Origin of the sequence: Acinetobacter sp. UBA3106, from assembly GCA_002365595.1 — a bacterium.
In the GTDB taxonomy this organism is placed as follows: Bacteria; Pseudomonadota; Gammaproteobacteria; order Pseudomonadales; family Moraxellaceae; genus Acinetobacter.
The window spans coordinates 40560-62769 of sequence record DFAM01000013.1 but is presented as its reverse complement, the minus strand read 5'-3'; the positions used below and the strand labels follow the sequence as shown (position 1 = coordinate 62769).

Below are 22210 nucleotides of genomic sequence, written 5' to 3'. Positions count from 1 at the left end.
CCTTAAGAAACTGTTGAATCGTCATTACGTTTGTTTTGTTTTTCCTGGCGCACTTCTACCCATGTTTTCAAGATCAGGGTCACAATTGCAAGTAAAGCCAGAAGCGATGACACCGCAAACGCTGCACTAAAGGTATATTCGTTGTAAAGGATTTCAACATGTAGCGGCAGGGTATTGGTTTCACCACGAATGTGACCAGACACCACCGATACTGCACCGAATTCACCCATGGCACGGGCATTACACAGAATCACACCGTAAATCAGACCCCATTTAATATTGGGTAAGGTGACTTTCCAGAAGGTTTGCCAGCCTGAAGCACCTAGGACAATCGCAGCTTCTTCTTCCTCTGTGCCTTGTGCTTCCATCAACGGAATCAGTTCACGCGCCACAAAAGGCACAGTAATAAACACGGTTGCCAGCACAATGGCAGGAACGGCATATAAAATTTTAATGTCATTGTCCATCAGCCAGCCGCCAAGCCAGCCTTGGGTACCGAAAATCAGCACCAGCATCATACCTGCGATGACAGGTGAAACCGAGAAAGGTAAATCAATAATAGTGGTCAGAATGGATTTGCCACGGAAATTAAACTTCGCTACCGACCATGCGGCTGCTACACCAAACACCACGTTTAAAGGCACGGCAATCACGGCAGTCAGTAAAGTCAGTTTCACTGCAGACAAGGTGTCTGGATGGACCAGCGCCTGAAAATAAACCCCGACACCTTGTTTAAATGCTTCAACGAAAACCAGGATTAAAGGCAGAATCAGGCAGCTTAAAAAGAAAATCATCGCAATCGTAAGCAATAAATAGCGAACCCAGACTGGTTCACGCGTTGCATCACGGGACTGTAATTTCTCGGCTAAAGCATTGCTATTGGTGATTAAACTCATCGTGCTGTTCTCCCTGTACGACGGCTTGCCCATGCTTGTAGCAAGTTAATCAGGAATAAAATCGCAAATGACAGTACCAGCATGACGACTGCAATGGTGGTCGCACCGGCGTAATCATATTCTTCCAGACGAGAAATAATCATCAGTGGTGCAATTTCAGTTTCAAAAGGCTGGTTACCGGCAATAAAGATTACCGAACCGTATTCACCAACACCACGTGCAAAGGCCAAGGCAAAACCGGTCAATAGTGCAGGGAAAAGAATCGGTAAAATAATTTTGGTCACAATCTGAAAACGGTTTGCGCCCAGCGCAGATGCGGCTTCTTCCAGTTCAGTTTCCAGATCGCTGAGTACTGGCTGTACGGTACGCACTACAAATGGAATACCAATAAAAATCAGTGCAAGCGTAATCCCGATCGGGGTATAGGCCACTTTAATACCGAGGGGTTCCAGATACTGACCGATCCAGCCAGTTGGTGCATATAATGATGTTAGGGCAATACCGGCCACAGCTGTTGGCAGGGCAAAGGGTAAGTCCACCAAAGCATCGATAATGCGTTTACCGGGAAAACTATAACGCACCAAACACCATGCCAGTAACAAGCCAAACACGACATTGATTAAGGCTGCAATTAGGGCAGCGCTAAAACTTAATTGCAAAGATTTTAAGATACGTTCTGAACTCAAAATTTCCCATAAACCGTCCCAGCCTATACCTAGCGATTTAATAAATACCGCAGACAGTGGAATAAGAACAATTAATGACAAATACGCTAGGGTAAAGCCTAGAGAAAGACCAAATCCTGGCAGCACTCGGGATCGCTGCGACATGATGACTCCTGAAAAGAGCGATGCTGACCAATTAAGTCAGCGAAAATAAAAGTTTAAATCGGCACAAGCATAATTTGCAGACTTCAAATTGCAAATTTAAAAAAGCACTTGTTCTCATCAGTAAAATTGATATGGTGCAATACATTTTCTGAAATCAGATAATCATAAATTTCAGGAAACGGACCAAAACCGGAAGCGACATTGATATGCCCCACTTGTCCCAAATTAATTGGATTCAGCTTCCACGCTTGCGCAAGTTGCAAGGCATCTTCAAAATTTAACCAGGGATCATTTTCACTAATCAGTAACGTGGTTGGCACAGCAATTTTAAGCTGATGAAAATAGTGTTGATAATCTTGCTGGCTATCACGTGCAAAGCCAGCTTCGCCAAAACGGGCAGGATTGGCCGGGGCAACCAAAATCAAATTCTTAATTTTTTGATTGAGTTCCGGATGCTGAGCCAGTGCTGCCACAGTGGTTAAACAACCAAAACTATGCGCGACAATCTGGATATTGCCCTGAATGGGCGCTACGGTATTTACAAATTCCGCAATCCATTTTTGTAACACAGGCGTGTTCCAGTCCTGTTGTTGCACACGGGAGCATGACATGAGTTGTCGTTGTAGCCATGACTGCCAGTGAGCAGCTTCACTACCCCCTACGCCTGGAACAATTACGGTATGTATCATGTCGATGCTCCTGTCTATCGAATGCGATTATTTAGCACTATTGGCTTTTACGATCTGGTCAAATACGCCGCCATTTTCAAAGTGTGCTTTTTGAACTTTGCTCCAGCCACCAAATTCCTGATCAATCGTGACCAGTTTTAGTGGCTTAAATACCTTGCTGTATTGCGCCAGTGTTTTCTGATTGCGTGGACGGTAGAAGTTTTCAGCAGCGATTTGCTGGCCGCGTGGCGAGTAAAGGAAGTTTAAGTAGCCTTGAGCCAGGTATTTATTGCCTTTTTTCTCGGCATTCTTTTCCACAATCGCCACCGGTGGCTCAGCCAAAATAGACAATGATGGCGTTACAATCTCAAATTTACCCGGCTGTTCACGAATGGCTAAGTGAGCTTCGTTTTCCCATGCCAGCAATACATCACCAATGCCGCGTTCAGCAAATGTTGTGGTTGCACCGCGTGCACCTGAGTCCAGAACTTTGGTGTTTTTATAAATTTGACGCACAAATTCTTGTGCGGTTTTGTCGTTACCACCGGCCTGATGTTTCGCCCAAGCCCATGCAGCTAAATAGTTCCAACGTGCGCCACCAGAGGTTTTAGGGTTAGGAGTAATAATGCCTACACCCGGTTTAACCAGATCGCCCCAGTCTTTAATGCCTTTTGGGTTGCCTTTATGGACCAGGAACACGATGGTTGAGGTATAAGGTGTTGAGTTATGTGGTAGTTTCTTTTGCCAGTCGGCTGGCAAAAGTTTGGTTTTTTGCTGAATCACGTCAATGTCGGCAGAAAGCGCCAAAGTCACGACATCTGCATCCAGGCCATCAATAACCGCACGTGCTTGTTTGCCTGAACCGCCATGAGACTGTTTGAAGTTAATTTTTTGTCCAGTACGGCTTTGCCAGTATTTACTGAAATCTTTGTTCACGTCTTCATACAGTTCACGTGTCGGGTCATAAGATACATTGAGAAAATCTTTTGCTGCAGCACCCAAAGAAATGGTCGATACTACTGCGGCTAAAACCCCAAGTTTCAATTTTGCTGAAATGCTCATGCGGACCTCAATATTCTTAATATGTTTCATGACATGGACAGAGAATAACGCCATTCTTTATGCATAAAAAATAATAAAAAACGAATTTAATATGAATAAAAAAGATAAACAAGGTTGGATTTATCATCCTCGCATCAGTCTTATGAATAAAACTGATGCTGTGATGAATTAACTGAAATTATTTGATGCTATTGGCTTTCACGATCTGGTCAAATATGCCACCATTTTCAAAGTGTGCTTTTTGAACTTTGGTCCATCCACCAAATTCTTTATCAATTGTGACCAGTTTTAAAGGTTTGAATACGGATTTATATTTTGCCAATACCGCCGCATTGCGTGGACGATAAAAGTTATTGGCAGCAATCGTTTGACCGGCAGGTGAATACAGATAGTTGAGATAAGCTTTGGCTAAATTCAGGTTGCCATCTTTCTCGGCATTTTTTTCGACAATCGCTACCGGTGGCTCAGCCAAAATAGACAATGATGGTGTCACGATTTCAAATTTACCCGGCTGTTCACGAATGGCTAAGTGAGCTTCGTTTTCCCAGGCCAGTAATACATCACCAATGCCGCGTTCAGCAAATGTTGTGGTTGCTCCACGTGCACCTGAATCCAGAACTTTGGTGTTTTTATAAATTTGACGCACAAATTCTTGTGCGGTTTTGTCGTTACCACCGGCCTGATGTTTCGCCCAAGCCCAAGCCGCCAAGTAGTTCCAGCGTGCACCACCAGAGGTTTTAGGGTTAGGGGTAATAATGCCTACACCCGGTTTAACCAGATCGCCCCAGTCTTTAATGCCTTTTGGGTTGCCTTTATGGACCAGGAACACGATGGTTGAGGTATAAGGGGTAGAGTTATTCGGGAATTTTTTCTGCCAGTTTTTGGGCAAAAGATTTGAATTCTCAGCAATCGCATCAATATCTGCTGCAAGTGCCAAAGTCACCACATCGGCATCCAGACCGTCAATCACTGAACGTGCCTGTTTGCCAGAACCGCCGTGTGACTGTTTGAAATTAAGCTCTTGACCTGTCGTCTTTTTCCAATATGCACCAAACTCTTTATTATAGTTTTCATACAATTCACGTGTTGGATCATAGGAAACGTTTAAAAAGTCTTTTGCTAGTGCACTAACAGATGTTGCTGAAATAAGCGCTGCTAAAACCCCGATTTTTAATGTACGCATGTTGATATCCTTTGAATTTGAATTATTAATGTTTTGTAACAAGGCGAAGGATAGCGTTATCTTTTTTGTTGAAAAAATAATAAGAAATGAATTTGATATGAATAAAAAAGCTATTAATTTAACGCTGCTGTTTTTAAACTAAGTCATCATTTACAGGATGTTCGGATATGCCATGTTTTAAAAATGCACAGCAAATCAGCGAAATTTCATTATTGGATCGGGCTTTCCATTACGGAGATGGCTGTTTTACCACTGCGCGTGTGCGACATGGCAAAATTGAACTTGAAAACCTGCATAGGGCACGGCTAGAGTTAAGTTGTGAACGGCTGATGCTACAAGCAGATTTAAGCTTCATTGAAAAAACGTTGGCCGTGTTGCAGCAGCAATTTCTGCATGTGAATGGCACCTTAAAAATTATCATCAGTCGCGGTGAAGGGCAGCGCGGTTATAGCTTGCCTGACCATCCGGCAGATGTCTGGGTATTTTTTTATCCTCAGGTGGTAGAGAATTTTCAGATTGAAAAAATTAAGTCTGGTGTATTGCAGCAAGCTTTGGGTCTGAGCATGCCAGCTTTGGTGGGCTTAAAAAGCCTGAACCGTCTGGAACAGGTATTGTTAAAACATGAAGCCGAGCAACGCGGCTGGGCAGAAGCTTTAGTGACCGATGTACAAGGCACTGTTGTTGAAGGAGTAAGCAGTAATTGTTTCATTCGTTTAAACAATACATGGATTACGCCAGAACTTCGTTATAATGGCGTCCATGGTGTGATGCGGGCGGAAATTTTATCCCGGATGCAGCAGCACGGCATTCACTGTGAACAGCGTTTTATTGATATGGAAGACATCTCAAAATTTGAAAGCCTGTTTTTTTGTAATGCCTTAAGTCCAATGAAACTTGTGACTGAACTTAACCAGCAAGCTTTGCATGTTCAACCCTGTATTGAACTTTTTAATATCCTTCAATTAGATCAGATTCATTAATATGTCCAGCAGCAAAAAAAAATCAAAAAAGAAAGCAACAAGCGCATTTCCATTTAAAGGCTTCGTCGTTCTATTTGCAGGTCTTGTGGTTTTGATTGTGGTGATTCTATGGTCAAGTTTATTTAAAGCCTATCCTGTGGAAGGTCAAAAGCAGATGCTGGCCATCGATGACGGGGATACCTATTCAGGTTTTATTGATCGTTTAGCCAAGGAAGATAAAGTCAGTTTTCCTGTTGTATTAAAACTTTATCAAAAGTTTATCATTCATGACAGCATGAAAGCCGGGGTTTATGAAGTGCATCAGGGCATGTCGGTACGTGAAGTAATGCAGCTGGTATCGAATGCTGAAAATGCCCAGATGAACCGTATTCTGGTGATTGAAGGTACGACCTTTAAACAGCTGATTGCACAATTGAAAAAAGATGATTTGGTCACTAAAGAAGTGTTGAATCTTCCTCAAGAGCAAATGCTGCAAGCCTTAGGTATTCCGTTTAACCATCCTGAAGGCCTGTTTGCACCCGATACCTATTTCTTTGCCAAAGGTGAAACCGATAAAAAGATTTTGACCGATTTATATAAGCGTCAGATGAAGGCTTTGGATAAGGCATGGAACAACCGTGCCAGCGGTTTACCGTATAAGGATAAATATGAAGCACTGATTATGGCTTCTATTGTAGAAAAAGAAACCAGTCTGGATCGTGAGTTAAATCAGGTATCAGGAGTATTTATCCGTCGTTTACAACAAGGAATGCGTTTGCAAACTGATCCAACCGTGATTTATGGCATGGGAGATCGTTATAACGGCAATATCACGCGTACAGATTTGCGTACACCGACTGCTTATAACACTTATACGAACAATGGTTTACCGCCAACGCCGATTGCATTGCCAAGTCAAAAAGCCATCGAAGCTGCCATGCACCCAGACAATTCGAATAATGTTTATTTTGTTGCTACTGGCAATGGTGGGCATAAATTTACTGCAAGTCTGGATGAGCATAATCGTGCCGTGCAAGAATATTTAACTGTCATTCGTTCAAAAAATTAAGGAGTGGGGATGTTTATTAGTTTTGAAGGCACTGAAGGTGTCGGGAAAACCACACTCATTCGTAAAATTTATGATTATTTAGTGCAGCAAGGTCATGATGTAGTGCTGACGCGTGAACCGGGCGGTACACCGATGGCAGAACAGATCCGTTCCCTGTTGTTGTCAGTGAATCATGAGGAAAGCATGTCCAATGATACTGAATTGCTACTCATGTATGCGGCACGTGCACAGCATTTGCAGCAAGTGATTGTTCCAGCATTAACTGCAGGTAAAACGGTGCTGTGTGACCGTTTTACCGATGCCAGTTTTGCCTATCAATGTGCAGGTCGTGGTTTAAGCAAAGAAAAATTGCAATTGTTGAATGCCAATTTCGTATCGCATATGCCCAATATTACCTTTTGGCTGGATGCGCCGACTGAATTGGGCATGGCACGCGCGCGTGAACGGGGTGCGCTTGATCGCTTTGAACAGGAGAAAGCTGTTTTCTTTGAGAAAGTAAGATCTGGTTATCAGGAACTTTGGGAACGGCAGGGTGAGCGAATTAAACGTCTGGATGCCACCCAAACGCCCGAACAGGTATTTAACCAGGCACTTGCGTGTTTGCAATCGGTGTAGTCATTCCCAGCGATTGGGTTTAAATGAAAAATCTTCTATAGTGGCTAACATTATGGAAGATTTTTTTTATAAACAATGAAAAGTAATAAAGCCGAAATTATTGAGTTTTTGCAACGTGAATTTCCGCAAAGCCTGAAAAAATGCGAAATAGAATCAGTCACTGAAAAAAGTGCATCCATTATTTATCATGTGGGAACAGCGGATTTAAGACCTGGGGGTACAGTGTCTGGACCGACTATGATGACCGCTGCCGATTATGCCCTGTATATTGCGATTCTTGGGGAAATCGGTATTGTTGCGTTGGCTGTCACGACCAATTTATCTATCAATTTTTTAAGAAAGCCAACGGCAGCACAGGATATTCGTGCAGTGTGCCAATTAATGAAAGTGGGCAAGGCACTGATTGTCGGTGATGTGTGGTTATATTCTATTGATCTGGATGAACCCATTGCACATGCAGTGGGTACTTATTCCATACCGCCCCGGCAATAAATAGCTGTAATAGATTGAAAAAGCCGAACACAGATGTTCGGCTTTTTTATATATGCTACACGAGTTTAAGCATCTACATTGACCAACGGGGTTTCCACCTGAAAGTTGGGTGGAGTCAGTACGGTTTTACGCAGTTCAGGCCCAAGTTCCGGATAATCCAGGGTGTAATGCAAACCGCGTGATTCCTTGCGTTCCATGGCACAGCGCACAATCATCTCGGACACCAAAACCAGATTACGCAGTTCAATCAGGTTTTTGCTGACCTGGTAATCCTGATAATATTCAGTGATTTCACGCTTCAACATTTCGATACGATGTAAAGCACGTTGCAGACGTTTGGTGGTCCGTACAATACCGACATAGTTCCACATGGTCTGCCGCAGTTCATCCCAGTTTTGCAGAATAACGACATCTTCATCCGGATTGGTCACTTGGGAATCATCCCAAGCAGGAATAGCTGGCGAAACATAATCTGGATTGAACAGACTTTCGATATGCTTTGCTGCACTCATTCCATAGACGAAACATTCTAAAAGTGAGTTACTGGCCATTCGGTTAGCACCATGTAAACCGGTATAAGAGGTTTCACCAATGGCATATAAACCTTCAATGTCGGTCTGGCTATTTTCATCGACCACCACACCGCCACAAGTATAGTGCGCCGCAGGAACCACAGGAATCATGTCCTTGGTAATGTCGATGCCTAATTCAAGTAAACGTGCATATAGTGTCGGGAAGTGCTCTTTAATAAACGTTTCATCTTTATGGGTGATGTCGAGCCAGACATGACGTATCCCCAAACGTTTAATTTCATAGTCAATGGCACGTGCCACGATATCCCGCGGCGCCAGTTCAGCACGTTCGTCAAAGCGCAGCATAAAACGTTCACCATCAGGCAAGCGTAAATAAGCTCCTTCACCACGCATGGCTTCGGTAATTAAAAAAGATCGTGCTTGAGGATGATACAGACAGGTCGGGTGGAACTGGTTAAATTCCATATTGGCAACCCGGCAACCGGCACGATAAGCCATGGCAATACCATCACCGGTCGCGATATCCGGATTAGAGGTATACAGATAGGCTTTCATGGCGCCGCCACACGCTAGGGCAGTAGAAGCTGCCAAGAAGGTATGAACCTTTTCAGTTTTTTCATCAAGCGCGTATAGGCCCAGGGCACGATTGGTTTGATCTTTCAGGCCAAGTTTTTTTGAAGTAATTAAATCAATGGCAATATAATTTTCAAAAATAGTGATGTTGTGTTTTTCTTGGGCGCGTTCAACTAACGTAGTTGAAATGGCACGACCTGTCGCATCTGCAGCATGAATAATACGGCGATGAGAGTGACCGCCTTCGCGGGTTAAATGCAGCTGTTCCTGTTCATCTAAAGTAAATTGCACGCCATGTTTTAACAGGAAATCCACTGAAGGCTTGCCACCTTCTACAGTCTGCTTGACGGCTTCACGCTCGCATAACTGTGCACCTGCAATCATGGTGTCATCAATATGCTGTTCAATTGAATCAGTTTCATCTAAAACCGCAGCGACACCCCCTTGTGCATAAAAAGTACTGGCTTCGGTGAGTGCCGATTTGGCCAAAACAGCAATATTGAAATGATCGGGTAATGATAAGGCCAGACTTAACCCTGCACCGCCACTGCCCACAATGATCATGTCAAAACGATGCGTTGTATTTAAATTAGACATGTCCATCAGCTAATTTGAAAAAAAGTTTGCTAATAACACCGCTTTTTTGATCAAAAGACAAGAGCTAATATGCTAATGTATGATGAGAAAAAGTAATAAAGCAACAAACTTTTAAGAAAGATTTAAGCTGTTGTTTATACAAATATAATCAAACGTATTATTACCCAAAACAGACATATTTTATGCTAAATACTGTCTACGCATAGTTGTAATGAATGGAGTAAATGCTTTACATGAATAATCGCGATATACAAAAAGGAATGTATGCTGCTGTATTTACAATGGCGGCCATGCAAACACAAGCAGCTTCCTCGGTAGACTTTTCTAATCTGGTTGAACAGGTCAGTCCTGCGGTGGTGAGTGTAAACGTCGTTAAAAAAATGACTCAGGAAGAGCTGATACAACAACAAATACCTGAAATTTTAAAACGTTTTTTTGGAAATCAGGTGATTGTGCCGCAGCAACAGGCTCAGCAAGAAAAAACCGCTTATGGTAGTGCATTCTTTATCAGTAAGGATGGTTATCTGTTGACCAATCATCATGTGGTTGAAGATGCATCTAAAGTTACTATTATGCTAAATGACCGCCGTGAAATTGATGCGACTGTGGTCGGAAGTGATGCGCGTACCGATGTAGCGCTACTCAAAGTCAATGGTTCCAGTTTCCCTGAATTGCGTACCGGAAATGTAGACCGGCTCAAAGTCGGTGAGCCGGTACTTGCTATTGGTTCACCTTTCGGTTTTGACTATTCTGCATCTGCTGGTATTGTCAGTGCAAAAATGCGTAACATGATGGGGGAAACCTCGGTACCCTTTATTCAAACCGATGTAGCTTTGAATCCGGGTAACTCAGGCGGTCCCTTGTTTAACCAGAACGGTGAAGTGGTCGGGGTAAACTCGCGTATCTTTAGTGGTACTGGCGGCTATATGGGGTTGTCATTTTCCATTCCGATTGATGTCGCAATGGATGTGGCAGAGCAGTTGAAAAAGAATGGCAAGGTGACCCGTTCATATTTGGGCGTCATGTTGCAAGACATTGACCGCAACCTTGCAGAATCTTATAACCTGTCCAAACCTGAAGGTTCATTGGTAACACAGGTCGCACCCAACTCTCCGGCAGCCAAAGCTGGCTTTAAGGCGGGCGATGTCATCCTGAAATATAATGGCTCGCCTATTTCCAGAACTTCAGAGTTGTTGAATTACCTGAATAGAACTTCACCAAACCAAAATATTCAACTGCAAGTTTTGCGGGATGATAAAACTCGTAATATCTCGGCAACGTTGACGACTGCACCAGACGATACGCCGGCTAAAGTTGAACAGACGGCTCAAAATAAAGGTCCAGTTTTAGGCATAACGATTCGTAATTTAACTGCCAGTGAGCAAAAACAACTGGATATTAAAGGCGGAATTTTGATAGAGGAAGTTAAGCGCGGAGGGATTGCATCTCAATCACGTTTGATGGCAGGAGATGTGATTACCAAAGTAAATAATAAAACCATTTTGAATAGTGAAGATTTTGTTAAATCTGCATCTGAATTGAAAAAAGGTTCAGTTGCCCGGGTTTCAATTATCCGTCAGGATCAGCGCGCTATTTTAGGTATGCGGATTGAATAGTCCTAGTCCATCAAATAAAAACCACTCTATGCATGAGTGGTTTTTTTATATTTTGCAATTTTACTGCAATCTAAAATTACGTAGACTGTCTGACCTTGAAGGTCGTTTTTACACAGCGTAAGGGTAAGCAAAATAGATGAGCACAGTTTTTGATTTGGAAATCACCGTTCAAGCAAAAGATATTGACAGTCTGGGACACGTGAATAATGTCGTGTATATGCACTGGATGCAGGATGTTGCCACTGCACATATTGATGCCCTGGGTTTAGGGGTGAAACAATACCTGGAACTGAAACATGCCATGGTCGCGGTAGAACACCATGTGCAATATCGTAAGGCGGCATTTGAAGGCGAAAAAATTGTCTTGCGTACCTGGCTGGATGATGTCAATGCCTTGTATTCTTTCCGCCAATATGTGTTTTATCGTCCTCACGACCAAAGTGTTTTATTTATGGGTAATACCAAATGGGCCTGTGTGGAAATTGCGACAGGTCGACCAAAACGCATGTCACCGACATTTATTCAGGCCTATCAGCCGATATCAGAACAACTGAATCCGCTGGATTTTAGTCAATATGATGGGATGGCTTCAAACTGAGTACATAGGTTCAATTGAGTTTTATTTTCAAAATAACGCTCAAAGCGAAAAAGGAATTCATTATTTAGGATACATTGAAAAATCCATCTGCTATAATCCTACGCAATTTCTATTCAGCTTTTGCCATGCATTAATTATTGGTTGCATGGCGTGTTTTTTCTCAAGGTAGCCCATGGCGCAAGCTAAAAAATCTGTTGATATTAAAAACATTCGTAACTTTTCGATTATTGCGCATATCGATCATGGTAAATCGACTCTGGCAGATCGCTTTATTCAAACCTGTGGTGGTTTGCAAGATCGCGAAATGCAGGCTCAGGTTCTGGATTCTATGGAACTGGAACGTGAACGTGGTATTACCATTAAAGCGGCCTCAGTGACGTTGTACTATACCCATCCGAATGGTCAAGAATACCAATTAAACTTTATTGACACGCCAGGACACGTGGACTTTTCATACGAAGTATCACGTTCGCTAGCAGCCTGTGAAGGTGCGCTTTTGGTTGTCGATGCTGCGCAAGGGGTTGAAGCGCAGTCGGTTGCGAACTGCTATACCGCCATTGAGCAAGGGCTTGAAGTACTTCCTGTACTCAACAAAATTGACTTGCCGCAGGCTGAACCTGAACGTGTAATTCAGGAAATTGAAGATATTATCGGGATTGAAGCGACAGAGGCACCAACCTGTTCTGCGAAAACAGGCCTTGGCATTGAAGGGGTGCTTGAAACGCTGGTCAATGTGATTCCTGCACCTACAGGTGACCGTGATGCACCGCTACAAGCCCTGATTATTGACTCATGGTTTGATAACTACCTGGGCGTTGTGTCTTTGGTGCGTATCAAGCAGGGGCGCGTGCGTAAGGGTGATAAAATGTTGATTAAATCAACAGGTCAATCGCATATCATTACGTCAGTGGGTATCTTCAATCCTAAACATACAGAAACCGGAATGTTAGAAGCCGGAGAAGTCGGTTTTATCATTGCCGGTATTAAAGATATTTTTGGTGCGCCTGTGGGCGATACCATTACCCTTGCGGCCACACCTGATGTTGCAACTTTACCCGGTTTCAAAAAAGTCAAACCGCAGGTCTATGCAGGTTTATTCCCGATTGATTCAAGTGATTTTGAACCATTCCGTGAAGCATTGCATAAGCTGCAAATCAATGACTCGGCATTATTCTTTGAACCTGAAAGCTCAGATGCTTTAGGTTTTGGTTTCCGCTGTGGCTTCCTCGGGATGCTGCATATGGAAATCGTACAAGAGCGTCTAGAGCGTGAATACGATCTGGATCTGATTTCTTCTGCGCCAACCGTAATTTACGAAGCCGTGATGAAAAATGGTGAGACGATCTATATCGACAGTCCATCAAAAATGCCAGATGGTTCTACCGTTGAAGATTTACGTGAACCGATTGCTGAGTGTCATATCCTGGTACCACAAGAGTATCTGGGCAATGTGATGACTTTATGTGTAGAGCGCCGTGGTGTGCAAAAAGACATGAAGTTTATGGCCAATCAGGTTTCGATTACCTTTGAAATTCCAATGGCTGAAGTGGTGATGGATTTCTTCGACAAATTGAAATCATGTTCACGCGGTTTTGCCTCACTCGATTACAACTTTATCCGTTTTGAAAGCTCATCGCTGGTGAAGGTTGATGTACTCATTAATGGCGATAAAGTTGATGCCTTGGCCATGATCTGTCACCGTCAGGATGCACGTCACCGTGGTATTGCACTGGTTGAAAAAATGAAAGATCTCATTCCGCGTCAAATGTTTGATGTGGCGATTCAGGCGGCCATTGGTGCGCAAATTATTGCCCGTTCTACTGTAAAAGCGATGCGTAAGAACGTATTGGCGAAATGTTATGGTGGTGATGTATCACGTAAGAAAAAACTTCTTTCTAAACAGAAAGAAGGTAAGAAGCGTATGAAGCAGGTGGGTAGTGTTGAAATCCCGCAAGAAGCGTTCCTTGCTGTGTTGAAAGTAGAAAGATAATAATAGAGGTCATATAGCTCATGGATTTTGATTTTAATTTAATTCTCGTTCCTGTCACGCTGATTTTTTTCTTGGTGTGGCTACTCGACAAGTTTGTTTTCAAACAAAGACAAACCTTAGGTAAGGGGAATGAAAATTTCATTATCACATGGGCATATGACTTCTGGCCAGTTCTGGCAGTTGTGCTGGTGCTGCGTTCATTCCTATATGAACCCTTTAATATTCCTTCAGATTCGATGGTTCCGACCCTGGAAACTGGGGACTTTATTTTAGTCAACAAATTTAATTATGGTGTGCGTTTACCCATCGTAAATACTAAAATCATTGATGTAGGTGAACCAGAACGCGGTGATGTAATTGTGTTCCGTTATCCGCCACAACCGACCATCAGCTATATCAAACGTGTAGTCGGTTTGCCAGGTGACCATATTGTCTATGATCATGGACAACTGATTATCAATGGACAAAAAGTGGCGAAAGTTCCGGTAGAATTTAGCCGTGAAAAAGATATCCTGGATACACCAGCTTCAATTTACCATCAGGAAACATTGGGTAAGCACACCTTTAAAATGCGTGAGCTGGAAGGGGTGAATGTTGCTCGTCAGGCACCGTTTATTAACTATGTTGAAAATGGTAAATATTCATCTGAAAATGGTTTATATTGGGAAGTCAAAGTACCTAAAGGTCATTACTTTGCGATGGGGGATAATCGCGATCAAAGTGCTGACAGTCGTTTTTGGGGCTTTGTACCAGAACAAAATCTAACAGGTCGTGCCTTCTATAAATGGATGCATAAAGAACCTGGATTTAAATTACCGTCGTTTAACCGCAACGGTGTAATTGATTAAGCATGACTGGAAAAAATAACAAATGCGTAAAAATCAACAAGGGGCGTCGTATATTGCAATTTTAATTGCAATTATTGGTTTTGCTTTTTTAGTGAAAATTGCAATTGCGGTTTGGGGACCGTATTGGGATGATCGAATAGTGGATAGCCAAATTGTGGAGTTGCTACAAAGTAGTCCGGCCAATACTGCTCCTTCGAAATTCTCAAGCCAGATGAGTCAGCGTTTAGACATGAATAATGTGCGCGATCTAAAATTTGATGAAATTGCGAAAGTAGTAAACGTTGACGGTCTGGAAGTGAAAAAAGAGTATGAGATAAGAAAGCCTTTCTTACTCAATATAGATTTAGTGTTAAAGTTCGAGAAAAGTTTTGATCAAAGGTCAGCCCAAACTAAGTAATATGCGCTTAGTCAACCGTATCGGTTATCAGTTCAAACAGCCTGAATTATTGCAGCTTGCACTGACCCACCGATCGGTGAGTCATAAAACTAACTATGAGCGCCTGGAATTTCTAGGCGATTCATTGTTAGGGATGATCATTGCCCATTATTTGTATCAAGCCTACCCGCAAGAAAATGAAGGGCGTTTAACGCGTATGCGGGCCACATTGGTTCGTCAGGAAGCATTAGGCAAAATTGCAAACGATTTAAAACTTGGTCCGTGTTTAATCTTAAGCACGGGTGAGTTGAAATCGGGTGGACATCATCGGGAATCTATTCTTGCTGATACTGTAGAGGCGATTATTGGTGCAATTTATGTTGATTGTAACGATTTAAAAGTCTTGCAAGAGATTGTACTGAAATGGTACGCGCCATATTTGGACCATATCGAACCTACAGACCAACTCAAAGATCCTAAGTCACGCTTACAGGAATATTTACAGGCACGTAAAAAACCTCTCCCTGTTTATGACGTTGTAGATATTCAAGGTGATGCTCCGAATCAGCATTTCAAAGTGGAATGCATGATTGAGGGCTTGCCGGTATTGTATGGTGAAGGTTCAAGTCGTCGCTTTGCCGAACAGGCAGTCGCGGCAGATATCTTAAAACAATTGGAGCAAAAGTCTTAATGACTACTCATTCCGATCACATCGATGCTGATCACGAACCGCAAAACCAAGACAGCGGTAACGATTTAATTAACCAGTTCTTTAGCTCAGAAGGAACAACCATTCCATCTGATTTCAAAAGTGGTTTTGTTGCGATTGTTGGACGCCCGAATGTGGGTAAATCAACATTAATGAACCATTTATTGGGTCAAAAGCTTTCGATTACTTCACGTAAACCGCAAACTACGCGCCATAAGATTGTCGGGATTGATACCCGCGAGAAATCTCAGGCAGTTTTTGTCGATACGCCGGGGATGCATAAAAAAGAAGTACGTGCCATCAACAAAATGATGAACCGTGCTGCACATTCTGCACTGCGTGATGTTAATCTAGTGCTGTTCGTGGTGGATGCTCAAAAGTGGACCCAAAACGATGAGCTTGTATTGGAAAAACTGAAAAACGCAGAAATGCCGGTCATCCTGGTCATCAATAAGCTGGATACTTTTGAAAACAAGAATCAAGCACTGCCATTGATTCAAGAGCGTGCCAAGCTGATGAATTTTGCCGAGATTGTGCCCGTATCGGCGTTACGTGGTGCCAACCTTGAGCATCTTCGTAATACCATTGAAACGTATTTGCCCTTCCAGCCGCCACTTTATTCACTGGATCAGATTACTGACCGTTCAGAGCGTTTCCTCGCTTCAGAAGTGATTCGTGAAAAAATTATGCGTCAATTGGGTGAAGAGCTGCCGTATGATTTAACTGTGCAAATTGAATCTTTCAAGACCGAAGAAGCCACTATCAATCCGAAGACAGGTCGTCCTAAAGCGGCATGTACTTATATTGATGCGACCATTTTTGTCGATCGTCCAGGGCAAAAAGCCATCGTAATTGGTGAAAAAGGGTCTAAGCTGAAAAAAATTGGTATGGATGCCCGTACCGATATGGAAAAAATGTTCGAACAGAAAATCATGCTCACGCTTTGGGTGAAAGTCAAAGGTGGCTGGTCTGATGATGAACGTGCATTAAAAAGCTTGGGTTATAGTGATATCTAGGATCTAAGTTTTCACTTTGAAAGGAACCCTAATGATGAAAGTACTGACTATTGTTGCATGTGTATTGTTCTTGCAAGGCTGTATTCACAAGATCGTTACGGTTCCGGTCAAAGTGGCTTATAAAACCACGAAAGGCGTGGTTAAAGGTACAACAGCTGTGGTGGGTGCCATCATCCCGGATGGGGATGACGAAGATTCTGATTCGGAAAAGAAAAAGGATTAGACTGAATTATTCATGCGAAATGAACTGTTGCATGGTTATTTAATCCATCATCGTAAATACCGTGAGCGCAGCCATATTGTGCATCTGTTTACTCAGGAGTATGGCCGTGTGGATGGAATTTTGAGACAAACCCCACCTCCGCAATACCAACCGATTTGTGTACAGGCTTCCGGTAAATCTGAGCTTAAAAATTTTACCAAGCTGGAAATTGTCAATCAGCCGATTTTCTTTTTTGGCGATGCGTTCTTTTCCGGTTTCTATCTGAATGAAATTATCCTACGTTTATGTCCTGTTGAAGTGGAAATGCCGCAAACCTTTGTGCAATACCATCAAACCTTGCAGCAATTGCAACAATTGGCACAGCAGGAGCATCCTGATCTTTTCTTAAGACAAATTTTACGTCAGTTCGAACATGCACTGTTAGAAGATCTGGGCTATGCACTTGATTTTACCGTGGATGCACAGCAACATAAAATTCAGGAATCGCAATCTTATCTGTTTCAGCTCAATGATGGTTTTATTCCTACAGTACAACAGTCACGTTCGACTTTATCTGGGCGGCAGATTCTTTCGATGCAGGATTATGAAAAAGGTAGGGATTTTAATTCCGAGCAGTTACAATTATTGGCTAAGCTGTATCGGCAGATCATTACCGCTCTTTTGGGCGACCGACCGCTGAAAAGCCGTCAATTGTGGATTCAAAATACTCAATCTTAATTTAAAACATCGTTAGGAAATTGTTATGGCTGCATTGCTTGGTGTAAATATTGACCATGTGGCGACTTTGCGACAGGCGCGCGGAACCACTTATCCAGATCCGGTGAATGCGGCTTTAATTTGCGAACAGGCAGGCGCAGAGGGCATCACCCTGCATTTGCGTGAAGACCGCCGTCACATTCAGGATGATGATGTGCGTCGCATGCGTCCGGTGTTAAAGACCCATATGAATCTGGAAATGGCTGTAACACCGGAAATGGTGGAATTTGCCAAGGAAATCAAGCCGCATCATGTGTGCCTTGTGCCAGAAAAGCGTCAGGAAGTGACCACTGAAGGCGGCCTGGATGTGGTGGGTCATTTTGAAGATGTCAAAGCTGCTACTCAGGCCTTGTCGGCAATTGGCTGTGAAGTGTCTTTATTTATTGATGCCGACTTTGCGCAAATTGATGCAGCCGTGGCTTGCGGTGCGCCAACTATCGAGTTACATACAGGTGCTTATGCCGATGCTGAAACCGCAGAAGCCCAGCAGCATGAACTTGAGCGTATTGTCAAAGGCGCGGAATATGCAGCTGCGAAAGGTCTGATCGTGAATGCAGGTCATGGTTTGAACCTGGAAAATGTCACCCCGATTGCTGCCATTCCACAGATTCATGAGCTCAATATCGGTCATTCTATTATTGCCGATGCGGTGTTTGTCGGTTTGGCTCAAGCTGTTCAACAAATGAAAGCTGTGATTAAAGCAGCAAGATAAGTTTTTAGATTATGTCATTAACAAATTATTATGATCTCATGAAGCCAGTCATTGGCTTCTTGGGATGTGAAACGCCAAAAGTCTGGTTAGATGAAGCACTCAATAACCTAGAGTTACTGATGCAAGACCATGCCAATTGTGAAAAAAAGGCAGCCGGAACAGCCATGAACTTGATGTTCCGCTACAGTTTTTTTACCGACTTGCAGGTCAAGTTGGCACAGCTGGTACGTGAAGAGATGCTGCATTATGAGCAAGTGCTGGAATTCATGTCTAAACGTGGACAGGAATGGAAAGCTCTGAGCGCAGGCCGTTATGCAGGCATTCTGCGTAAGGAAATCCGGACCTATGAGCCTGAAGCTTTAATCGATATCCTGATTATTGGCGCCTTTGTAGAAGCACGTTCTTGTGAGCGTTTTTATGCGCTTGCGCCATTCGTTGATGAAGAATTGGGGCGTTATTACCGTTATCTGCTCAAGTCTGAATCACGCCATTATGAAGACTATTTGGCATTGGCTTTAGACGTTGCAAAGACTTCTAAAATGAAAGATCCGGAAGAAGATATTCAGGGACGTATTGAGCATATTCGTGAAGTGGAAAAGAATCTGATTCTGTCAGAAGATGATACTTTCCGTTTCCATAGTGGTGTGCCGAGTCAGGCTGCTTAAATTTTTATTGTGTTATCTTATTTAAGAAATCCTCTATTCAAATAGGGGATTTTTTATGTCTCATTTTTATCTTTTTTAGTCAGAAATAAAAATGCCAATCTAAACTTCTTAGATTGGCATTCATTAATCAGATGGGTTTCAAGCTGGGGCGGAATTAAGCTTCAATGGTCTGAACGGCAATTTTCTTTGCAGGGTCAACTTTACGGCGTACCGCTGGAACAGGTTCACCATAATATTGACGGTCAGCAAAGTAGCTTGAACGAACCATTGGTGCTGCCCAGATATTTTTAAATCCAAGTTTTTGCCCATGGGCGGTATAGCGTTCAAATTCTTCTGGAGTCACGAAACGGTCAATCGGTGCATGTTCTTTGGAAGGCTGGAGATACTGACCAATCGTCACATAATCTACGTCATGTGCTTTTAAGTCATTTAAAAGCGCAATCACTTCTTCTTCAGTTTCACCAATCCCGACCATCAAACCACATTTGGTTGGAACATCCGGGCAATATTCCTTGAACATTTTCAACAAGTCTAAAGAATGCTGATAGTCAGAACCTGGACGCATCGCTTTATATAAACGCGGTACAGTTTCAATATTGTGGTTAAACACGTCAGGCGGGCATTCGGTCATAATGCGCAGCGCCACGTCCATACGGCCACGGAAATCGGGTACCAGAATTTCTAATAATGTTTTTGGGCTTAAACTGCGAGCTTCTTTAATGCAGTCCACGAAATGCTGCGCACCGCCATCTCGAAGGTCATCACGGTCAACCGAAGTAATCACCGCATATTTTAAACCCAGGTTGGCAATGGTTTCAGCCATGTGACGCGGTTCATCTGGATCAAGCGCATTTGGACGACCATGTGCTACGTCGCAGAAAGGACAGCGACGGGTACAGATGTCACCCATAATCATAAAGGTTGCAGTACCGCCACCAAAACATTCGGGCAGGTTAGGACAAGCGGCTTCTTCACACACCGTATGCAGTTTTTGTGCACGCAAGGTGGTTTTGATGCGTTGAACTTCATCTGGTGCCGCCATCTTAACGCGAATCCAGTCCGGCTTGCGTGGCGTTTCAACCGTAGGTACAACTTTTACAGGAATACGAGCGACTTTTTCTGCGCCACGAAGTTTGACACCCTGTTCAGGTTTACGGTTTTCAGACATATTCAACTTTTCCACTGTTTTTTGACGGGGGAGATACTAGATATATTAGGTCTCTCATTATAACGGACTTGAGTCTAAATGGGGCAAAAAGGATATTCATTTAATAAATGTAGTCATCACTTAATATATGTGAGGTAAATACAGAAAATTGCGAGTATTTACGTCATAATATAGCCAAGATAGACCAATATTGAAGATAGGAGCGTTGAATGCCACGTAAAAAAGAGGTCGTTAGTGGAACTTTCGTTAAATACGATGCGGTAGTTCTCGGTTCAGGCCCTGCGGGTGAAGGCGCGGCAATGAAACTTGCCAAATCTGGCAAGCGTGTTGCAATTGTTGATATACGTGAGCAGTTGGGTGGTAACTGTACGCATGTAGGAACCATTCCAAGTAAAGCATTACGTCAAACGGTATCGAGCATTTTACGTTATCAGCGTGACCCAATGTTCCAGAAAGTGGGCGACTGGAAACAGTTCACCATGAAACAGGTATTGCGTAATGCCCATAAAGTGATTCAGCAACAGGTCGAAACCCATTCCCGTTTTTATGACCGCAACAAGATTGATATTTATCATGGTCGTGCCTACATCCAAGATCAAAATACCGTACTGATCTTTAGTCCTGAAGGCATAACTGAAACAATCGTTTTCCAGCAATTAGTGATTGCGACAGGTTCACGTCCATACCGTCCAGCGGCGCTTGATTTTAATCACCCACGTGTATTCGATTCAGACAAAATTCTGGATCTGGATTTTTCCATCCAAAAAATTATCATTTATGGCGCCGGTGTGATTGGTTGTGAATATGCATCGATCTTCATTGGTCTGGACCATAAAGTTGATCTGATCAACACTCAGCACAAATTACTCAGCTATTTGGATGATGAAATTTCCGATGCCTTGTCTTACCGTTTGCGCGAGCAGGGTGTATTGATTCGTCATAACGAACAACTGGATCATCTTGAAACATTTGATGATCACGTGGTCATGCATTTACAAAGCGGTAAGAAAATTAAAGCCGATGCCATTTTATGGTGTAACGGCCGTTCGGGTAATACCGATGGTTTAGGGCTTGAAAATGTAGGCATTAGGCCAAACAGCCGTGGTCAATTGACGGTGAATGAACAGTACCAGACAGAAGTGGAAAATATCTACGCTGCTGGCGACGTGATTGGCTGGCCATCACTGGCATCTGCTGCTTACGACCAAGGGCGCTGCGCCGGTTCAAACATGAGCGGTGAAGAGAATGTTAAACCGGTAACGGATATTCCAACAGGTATTTATACCATTCCGGAAATTTCGTCGATTGGTAAGACTGAACAACAGTTGACTGAAGAGAAAATTCCTTACGAAGTGGGTCAGGCATCGTTCCGTCATCTGGCACGTGCACAAATTACCGGCGATACAGTTGGCGAATTAAAAATCCTGTTTCATCGCGATACTTTGGAAGTTCTGGGTGTACATTGCTTCGGTAATAATGCCTCAGAGATTATCCACATTGGTCAGGCCGTGATGAACAGTCCAAACAATACCATCAAGTATTTTGTTGAAACGACGTTCAACTATCCGACGATGGCGGAAGCGTACCGTGTAGCGACATTGAATGGTATGAACCGTTTATTCTAAGATTTTTTAAATTTTAGATGCAAAACCCGCAAGTGAAGGCCTGCGGGTTTTTTATTTATGGACTTAATGTTGTGCAGCGAGTTGTACTGAACATGGTTGTTCCTATAAAGCGGGATATCTAGTCCGATAACTCAATAATTTTCACATCAATATTCTGCATGATCATGTGCTTTAATTTAGGCAGCCATGTTACGGCATTCGGCCGCACATTGCTGGCAAGTTTCTGCGCATTGCTTGCAATGTTCAGCTTCATGCTTACTGCATTCTTTGGCGCAGTAATCGCACATTTGCGCACAGAGCTGACAGATTTCCTGCATGAAAGCAGAGGTTCTTTGTTCAGATCGGGCGCATAAGTTGCACATATCGGCACAATCCAGACAGCGTTTGATGCATTCACGCATCATTTCTATGTCATTTTCATCCAGACAAGC

At 43.1% G+C, this 22210-nt stretch carries 24 protein-coding genes; 16 read left to right on the top strand and 8 right to left on the bottom strand.

Going from position 1 to position 22210, the window contains the following annotated elements; genetic code table 11:
- Positions 1 to 2: 2 nt before the first annotated feature.
- From cysW to B4C48_RS05980, 5 genes are all read right to left on the bottom strand, one after another.
- Positions 3 to 896: a sulfate ABC transporter permease subunit CysW gene (cysW, locus tag B4C48_RS06000; RefSeq protein WP_291354702.1), complete on the bottom strand. Its 894-nt coding sequence runs from the start codon at positions 894 to 896 to the stop codon at positions 3 to 5.
- The gene (gene cysT / locus B4C48_RS05995) at positions 893 to 1726 is read right to left on the bottom strand and encodes a sulfate ABC transporter permease subunit CysT (RefSeq protein ID WP_291354701.1); all 834 of its coding nucleotides are present in this window, start codon (positions 1724 to 1726) and stop codon (positions 893 to 895) included. The genes cysW and cysT overlap by 4 nt, the downstream gene beginning before the upstream one ends.
- Positions 1727 to 1809: 83 nt before the next feature.
- Complete coding sequence (locus tag B4C48_RS05990; RefSeq protein WP_291354700.1) at positions 1810 to 2415, bottom strand: alpha/beta hydrolase; 606 nt, start codon at positions 2413 to 2415, stop codon at positions 1810 to 1812.
- Positions 2416 to 2442: 27 nt separating this feature from the next.
- Complete coding sequence (locus tag B4C48_RS05985; RefSeq protein ID WP_291354699.1) at positions 2443 to 3456, bottom strand: sulfate ABC transporter substrate-binding protein; 1014 nt, start codon at positions 3454 to 3456, stop codon at positions 2443 to 2445.
- A gap of 178 nt (positions 3457 to 3634) precedes the next feature.
- Positions 3635 to 4639, bottom strand: a complete 1005-nt coding sequence (locus B4C48_RS05980; RefSeq protein ID WP_291354698.1) for a sulfate ABC transporter substrate-binding protein — start codon at positions 4637 to 4639, stop codon at positions 3635 to 3637.
- 167 nt (positions 4640 to 4806) lie between these two features.
- Between B4C48_RS05980 and pabC the strand changes: the two genes are divergently transcribed.
- The 4 genes from pabC (at position 4807) to B4C48_RS05960 (ending at position 7774) form a co-directional block, all read left to right on the top strand.
- Positions 4807 to 5619 (top strand): aminodeoxychorismate lyase, encoded by an 813-nt coding sequence (gene pabC, locus B4C48_RS05975; protein ID WP_291354697.1) that lies wholly within the window; start codon positions 4807 to 4809, stop codon positions 5617 to 5619.
- A 1-nt stretch (position 5620) separates the two neighbouring features.
- On the top strand, positions 5621 to 6667 hold the full coding sequence (gene mltG / locus B4C48_RS05970) for an endolytic transglycosylase MltG (RefSeq protein WP_291354696.1): 1047 nt from the start codon (positions 5621 to 5623) through the stop codon (positions 6665 to 6667).
- Between the two features lie 9 nt (positions 6668 to 6676).
- Positions 6677 to 7282 carry a dTMP kinase gene (gene tmk, locus B4C48_RS05965; RefSeq protein ID WP_291354695.1) on the top strand — a complete coding sequence of 202 codons (606 nt, stop codon included), beginning with the start codon at positions 6677 to 6679 and terminating at the stop codon, positions 7280 to 7282.
- A gap of 75 nt (positions 7283 to 7357) precedes the next feature.
- Positions 7358 to 7774 carry a PaaI family thioesterase gene (locus B4C48_RS05960; RefSeq protein ID WP_291354694.1) on the top strand — a complete coding sequence of 139 codons (417 nt, stop codon included), beginning with the start codon at positions 7358 to 7360 and terminating at the stop codon, positions 7772 to 7774.
- A 65-nt stretch (positions 7775 to 7839) separates the two neighbouring features.
- On the opposite strand, the gene nadB is transcribed toward B4C48_RS05960, so the two are convergent.
- Positions 7840 to 9483, bottom strand: a complete 1644-nt coding sequence (gene nadB, locus B4C48_RS05955) for an L-aspartate oxidase (protein WP_291354693.1) — start codon at positions 9481 to 9483, stop codon at positions 7840 to 7842.
- A gap of 227 nt (positions 9484 to 9710) precedes the next feature.
- On the opposite strand from nadB, the gene B4C48_RS05950 reads away from it, so the two are divergent.
- The 11 genes from B4C48_RS05950 (at position 9711) to B4C48_RS05900 (ending at position 18986) form a co-directional block, all read left to right on the top strand.
- Positions 9711 to 11093: a Do family serine endopeptidase gene (locus B4C48_RS05950; protein WP_291354692.1), complete on the top strand. Its 1383-nt coding sequence runs from the start codon at positions 9711 to 9713 to the stop codon at positions 11091 to 11093.
- Positions 11094 to 11229: 136 nt separating this feature from the next.
- The gene (locus B4C48_RS05945) at positions 11230 to 11691 is read left to right on the top strand and encodes an acyl-CoA thioesterase (RefSeq protein ID WP_291354691.1); all 462 of its coding nucleotides are present in this window, start codon (positions 11230 to 11232) and stop codon (positions 11689 to 11691) included.
- A 172-nt stretch (positions 11692 to 11863) separates the two neighbouring features.
- Positions 11864 to 13681, top strand: a complete 1818-nt coding sequence (gene lepA / locus B4C48_RS05940; RefSeq protein ID WP_291354690.1) for a translation elongation factor 4 — start codon at positions 11864 to 11866, stop codon at positions 13679 to 13681.
- A gap of 20 nt (positions 13682 to 13701) precedes the next feature.
- The gene (gene lepB / locus B4C48_RS05935; protein ID WP_291354689.1) at positions 13702 to 14529 is read left to right on the top strand and encodes a signal peptidase I; all 828 of its coding nucleotides are present in this window, start codon (positions 13702 to 13704) and stop codon (positions 14527 to 14529) included.
- Between the two features lie 22 nt (positions 14530 to 14551).
- Positions 14552 to 14926: a DUF4845 domain-containing protein gene (locus B4C48_RS05930; RefSeq protein ID WP_291354688.1), complete on the top strand. Its 375-nt coding sequence runs from the start codon at positions 14552 to 14554 to the stop codon at positions 14924 to 14926.
- Positions 14898 to 15596 carry a ribonuclease III gene (gene rnc / locus B4C48_RS05925; RefSeq protein WP_291354687.1) on the top strand — a complete coding sequence of 233 codons (699 nt, stop codon included), beginning with the start codon at positions 14898 to 14900 and terminating at the stop codon, positions 15594 to 15596. Before B4C48_RS05930 ends, rnc begins: the two co-directional genes overlap by 29 nt.
- Positions 15596 to 16630: a GTPase Era gene (era, locus tag B4C48_RS05920; protein WP_291354686.1), complete on the top strand. Its 1035-nt coding sequence runs from the start codon at positions 15596 to 15598 to the stop codon at positions 16628 to 16630. Before rnc ends, era begins: the two co-directional genes overlap by 1 nt.
- A gap of 31 nt (positions 16631 to 16661) precedes the next feature.
- Positions 16662 to 16853 (top strand): NF038104 family lipoprotein, encoded by a 192-nt coding sequence (locus tag B4C48_RS05915; RefSeq protein ID WP_291354685.1) that lies wholly within the window; start codon positions 16662 to 16664, stop codon positions 16851 to 16853.
- 12 nt (positions 16854 to 16865) lie between these two features.
- Positions 16866 to 17570 (top strand): DNA repair protein RecO, encoded by a 705-nt coding sequence (gene recO, locus B4C48_RS05910; protein WP_291354684.1) that lies wholly within the window; start codon positions 16866 to 16868, stop codon positions 17568 to 17570.
- Between the two features lie 25 nt (positions 17571 to 17595).
- Positions 17596 to 18321, top strand: a complete 726-nt coding sequence (gene pdxJ / locus B4C48_RS05905) for a pyridoxine 5'-phosphate synthase (RefSeq protein WP_291354683.1) — start codon at positions 17596 to 17598, stop codon at positions 18319 to 18321.
- Positions 18322 to 18332: 11 nt separating this feature from the next.
- Positions 18333 to 18986 (top strand): tRNA-(ms[2]io[6]A)-hydroxylase, encoded by a 654-nt coding sequence (locus B4C48_RS05900; protein ID WP_291354682.1) that lies wholly within the window; start codon positions 18333 to 18335, stop codon positions 18984 to 18986.
- 154 nt (positions 18987 to 19140) lie between these two features.
- Here B4C48_RS05900 and lipA read toward each other — a convergent pair whose 3' ends face one another.
- A complete protein-coding gene (lipA, locus tag B4C48_RS05895; protein WP_291354681.1) occupies positions 19141 to 20154 on the bottom strand; it encodes a lipoyl synthase in 1014 nt (337 codons plus the stop codon).
- Between the two features lie 209 nt (positions 20155 to 20363).
- Between lipA and sthA the strand changes: the two genes are divergently transcribed.
- The gene (sthA, locus tag B4C48_RS05890; protein ID WP_291354680.1) at positions 20364 to 21779 is read left to right on the top strand and encodes a Si-specific NAD(P)(+) transhydrogenase; all 1416 of its coding nucleotides are present in this window, start codon (positions 20364 to 20366) and stop codon (positions 21777 to 21779) included.
- A 176-nt stretch (positions 21780 to 21955) separates the two neighbouring features.
- Here sthA and B4C48_RS05885 read toward each other — a convergent pair.
- A partial coding sequence (locus tag B4C48_RS05885) for a four-helix bundle copper-binding protein (protein WP_291354679.1) occupies positions 21956 to 22210 on the bottom strand: 255 nt, incomplete at its 5' end.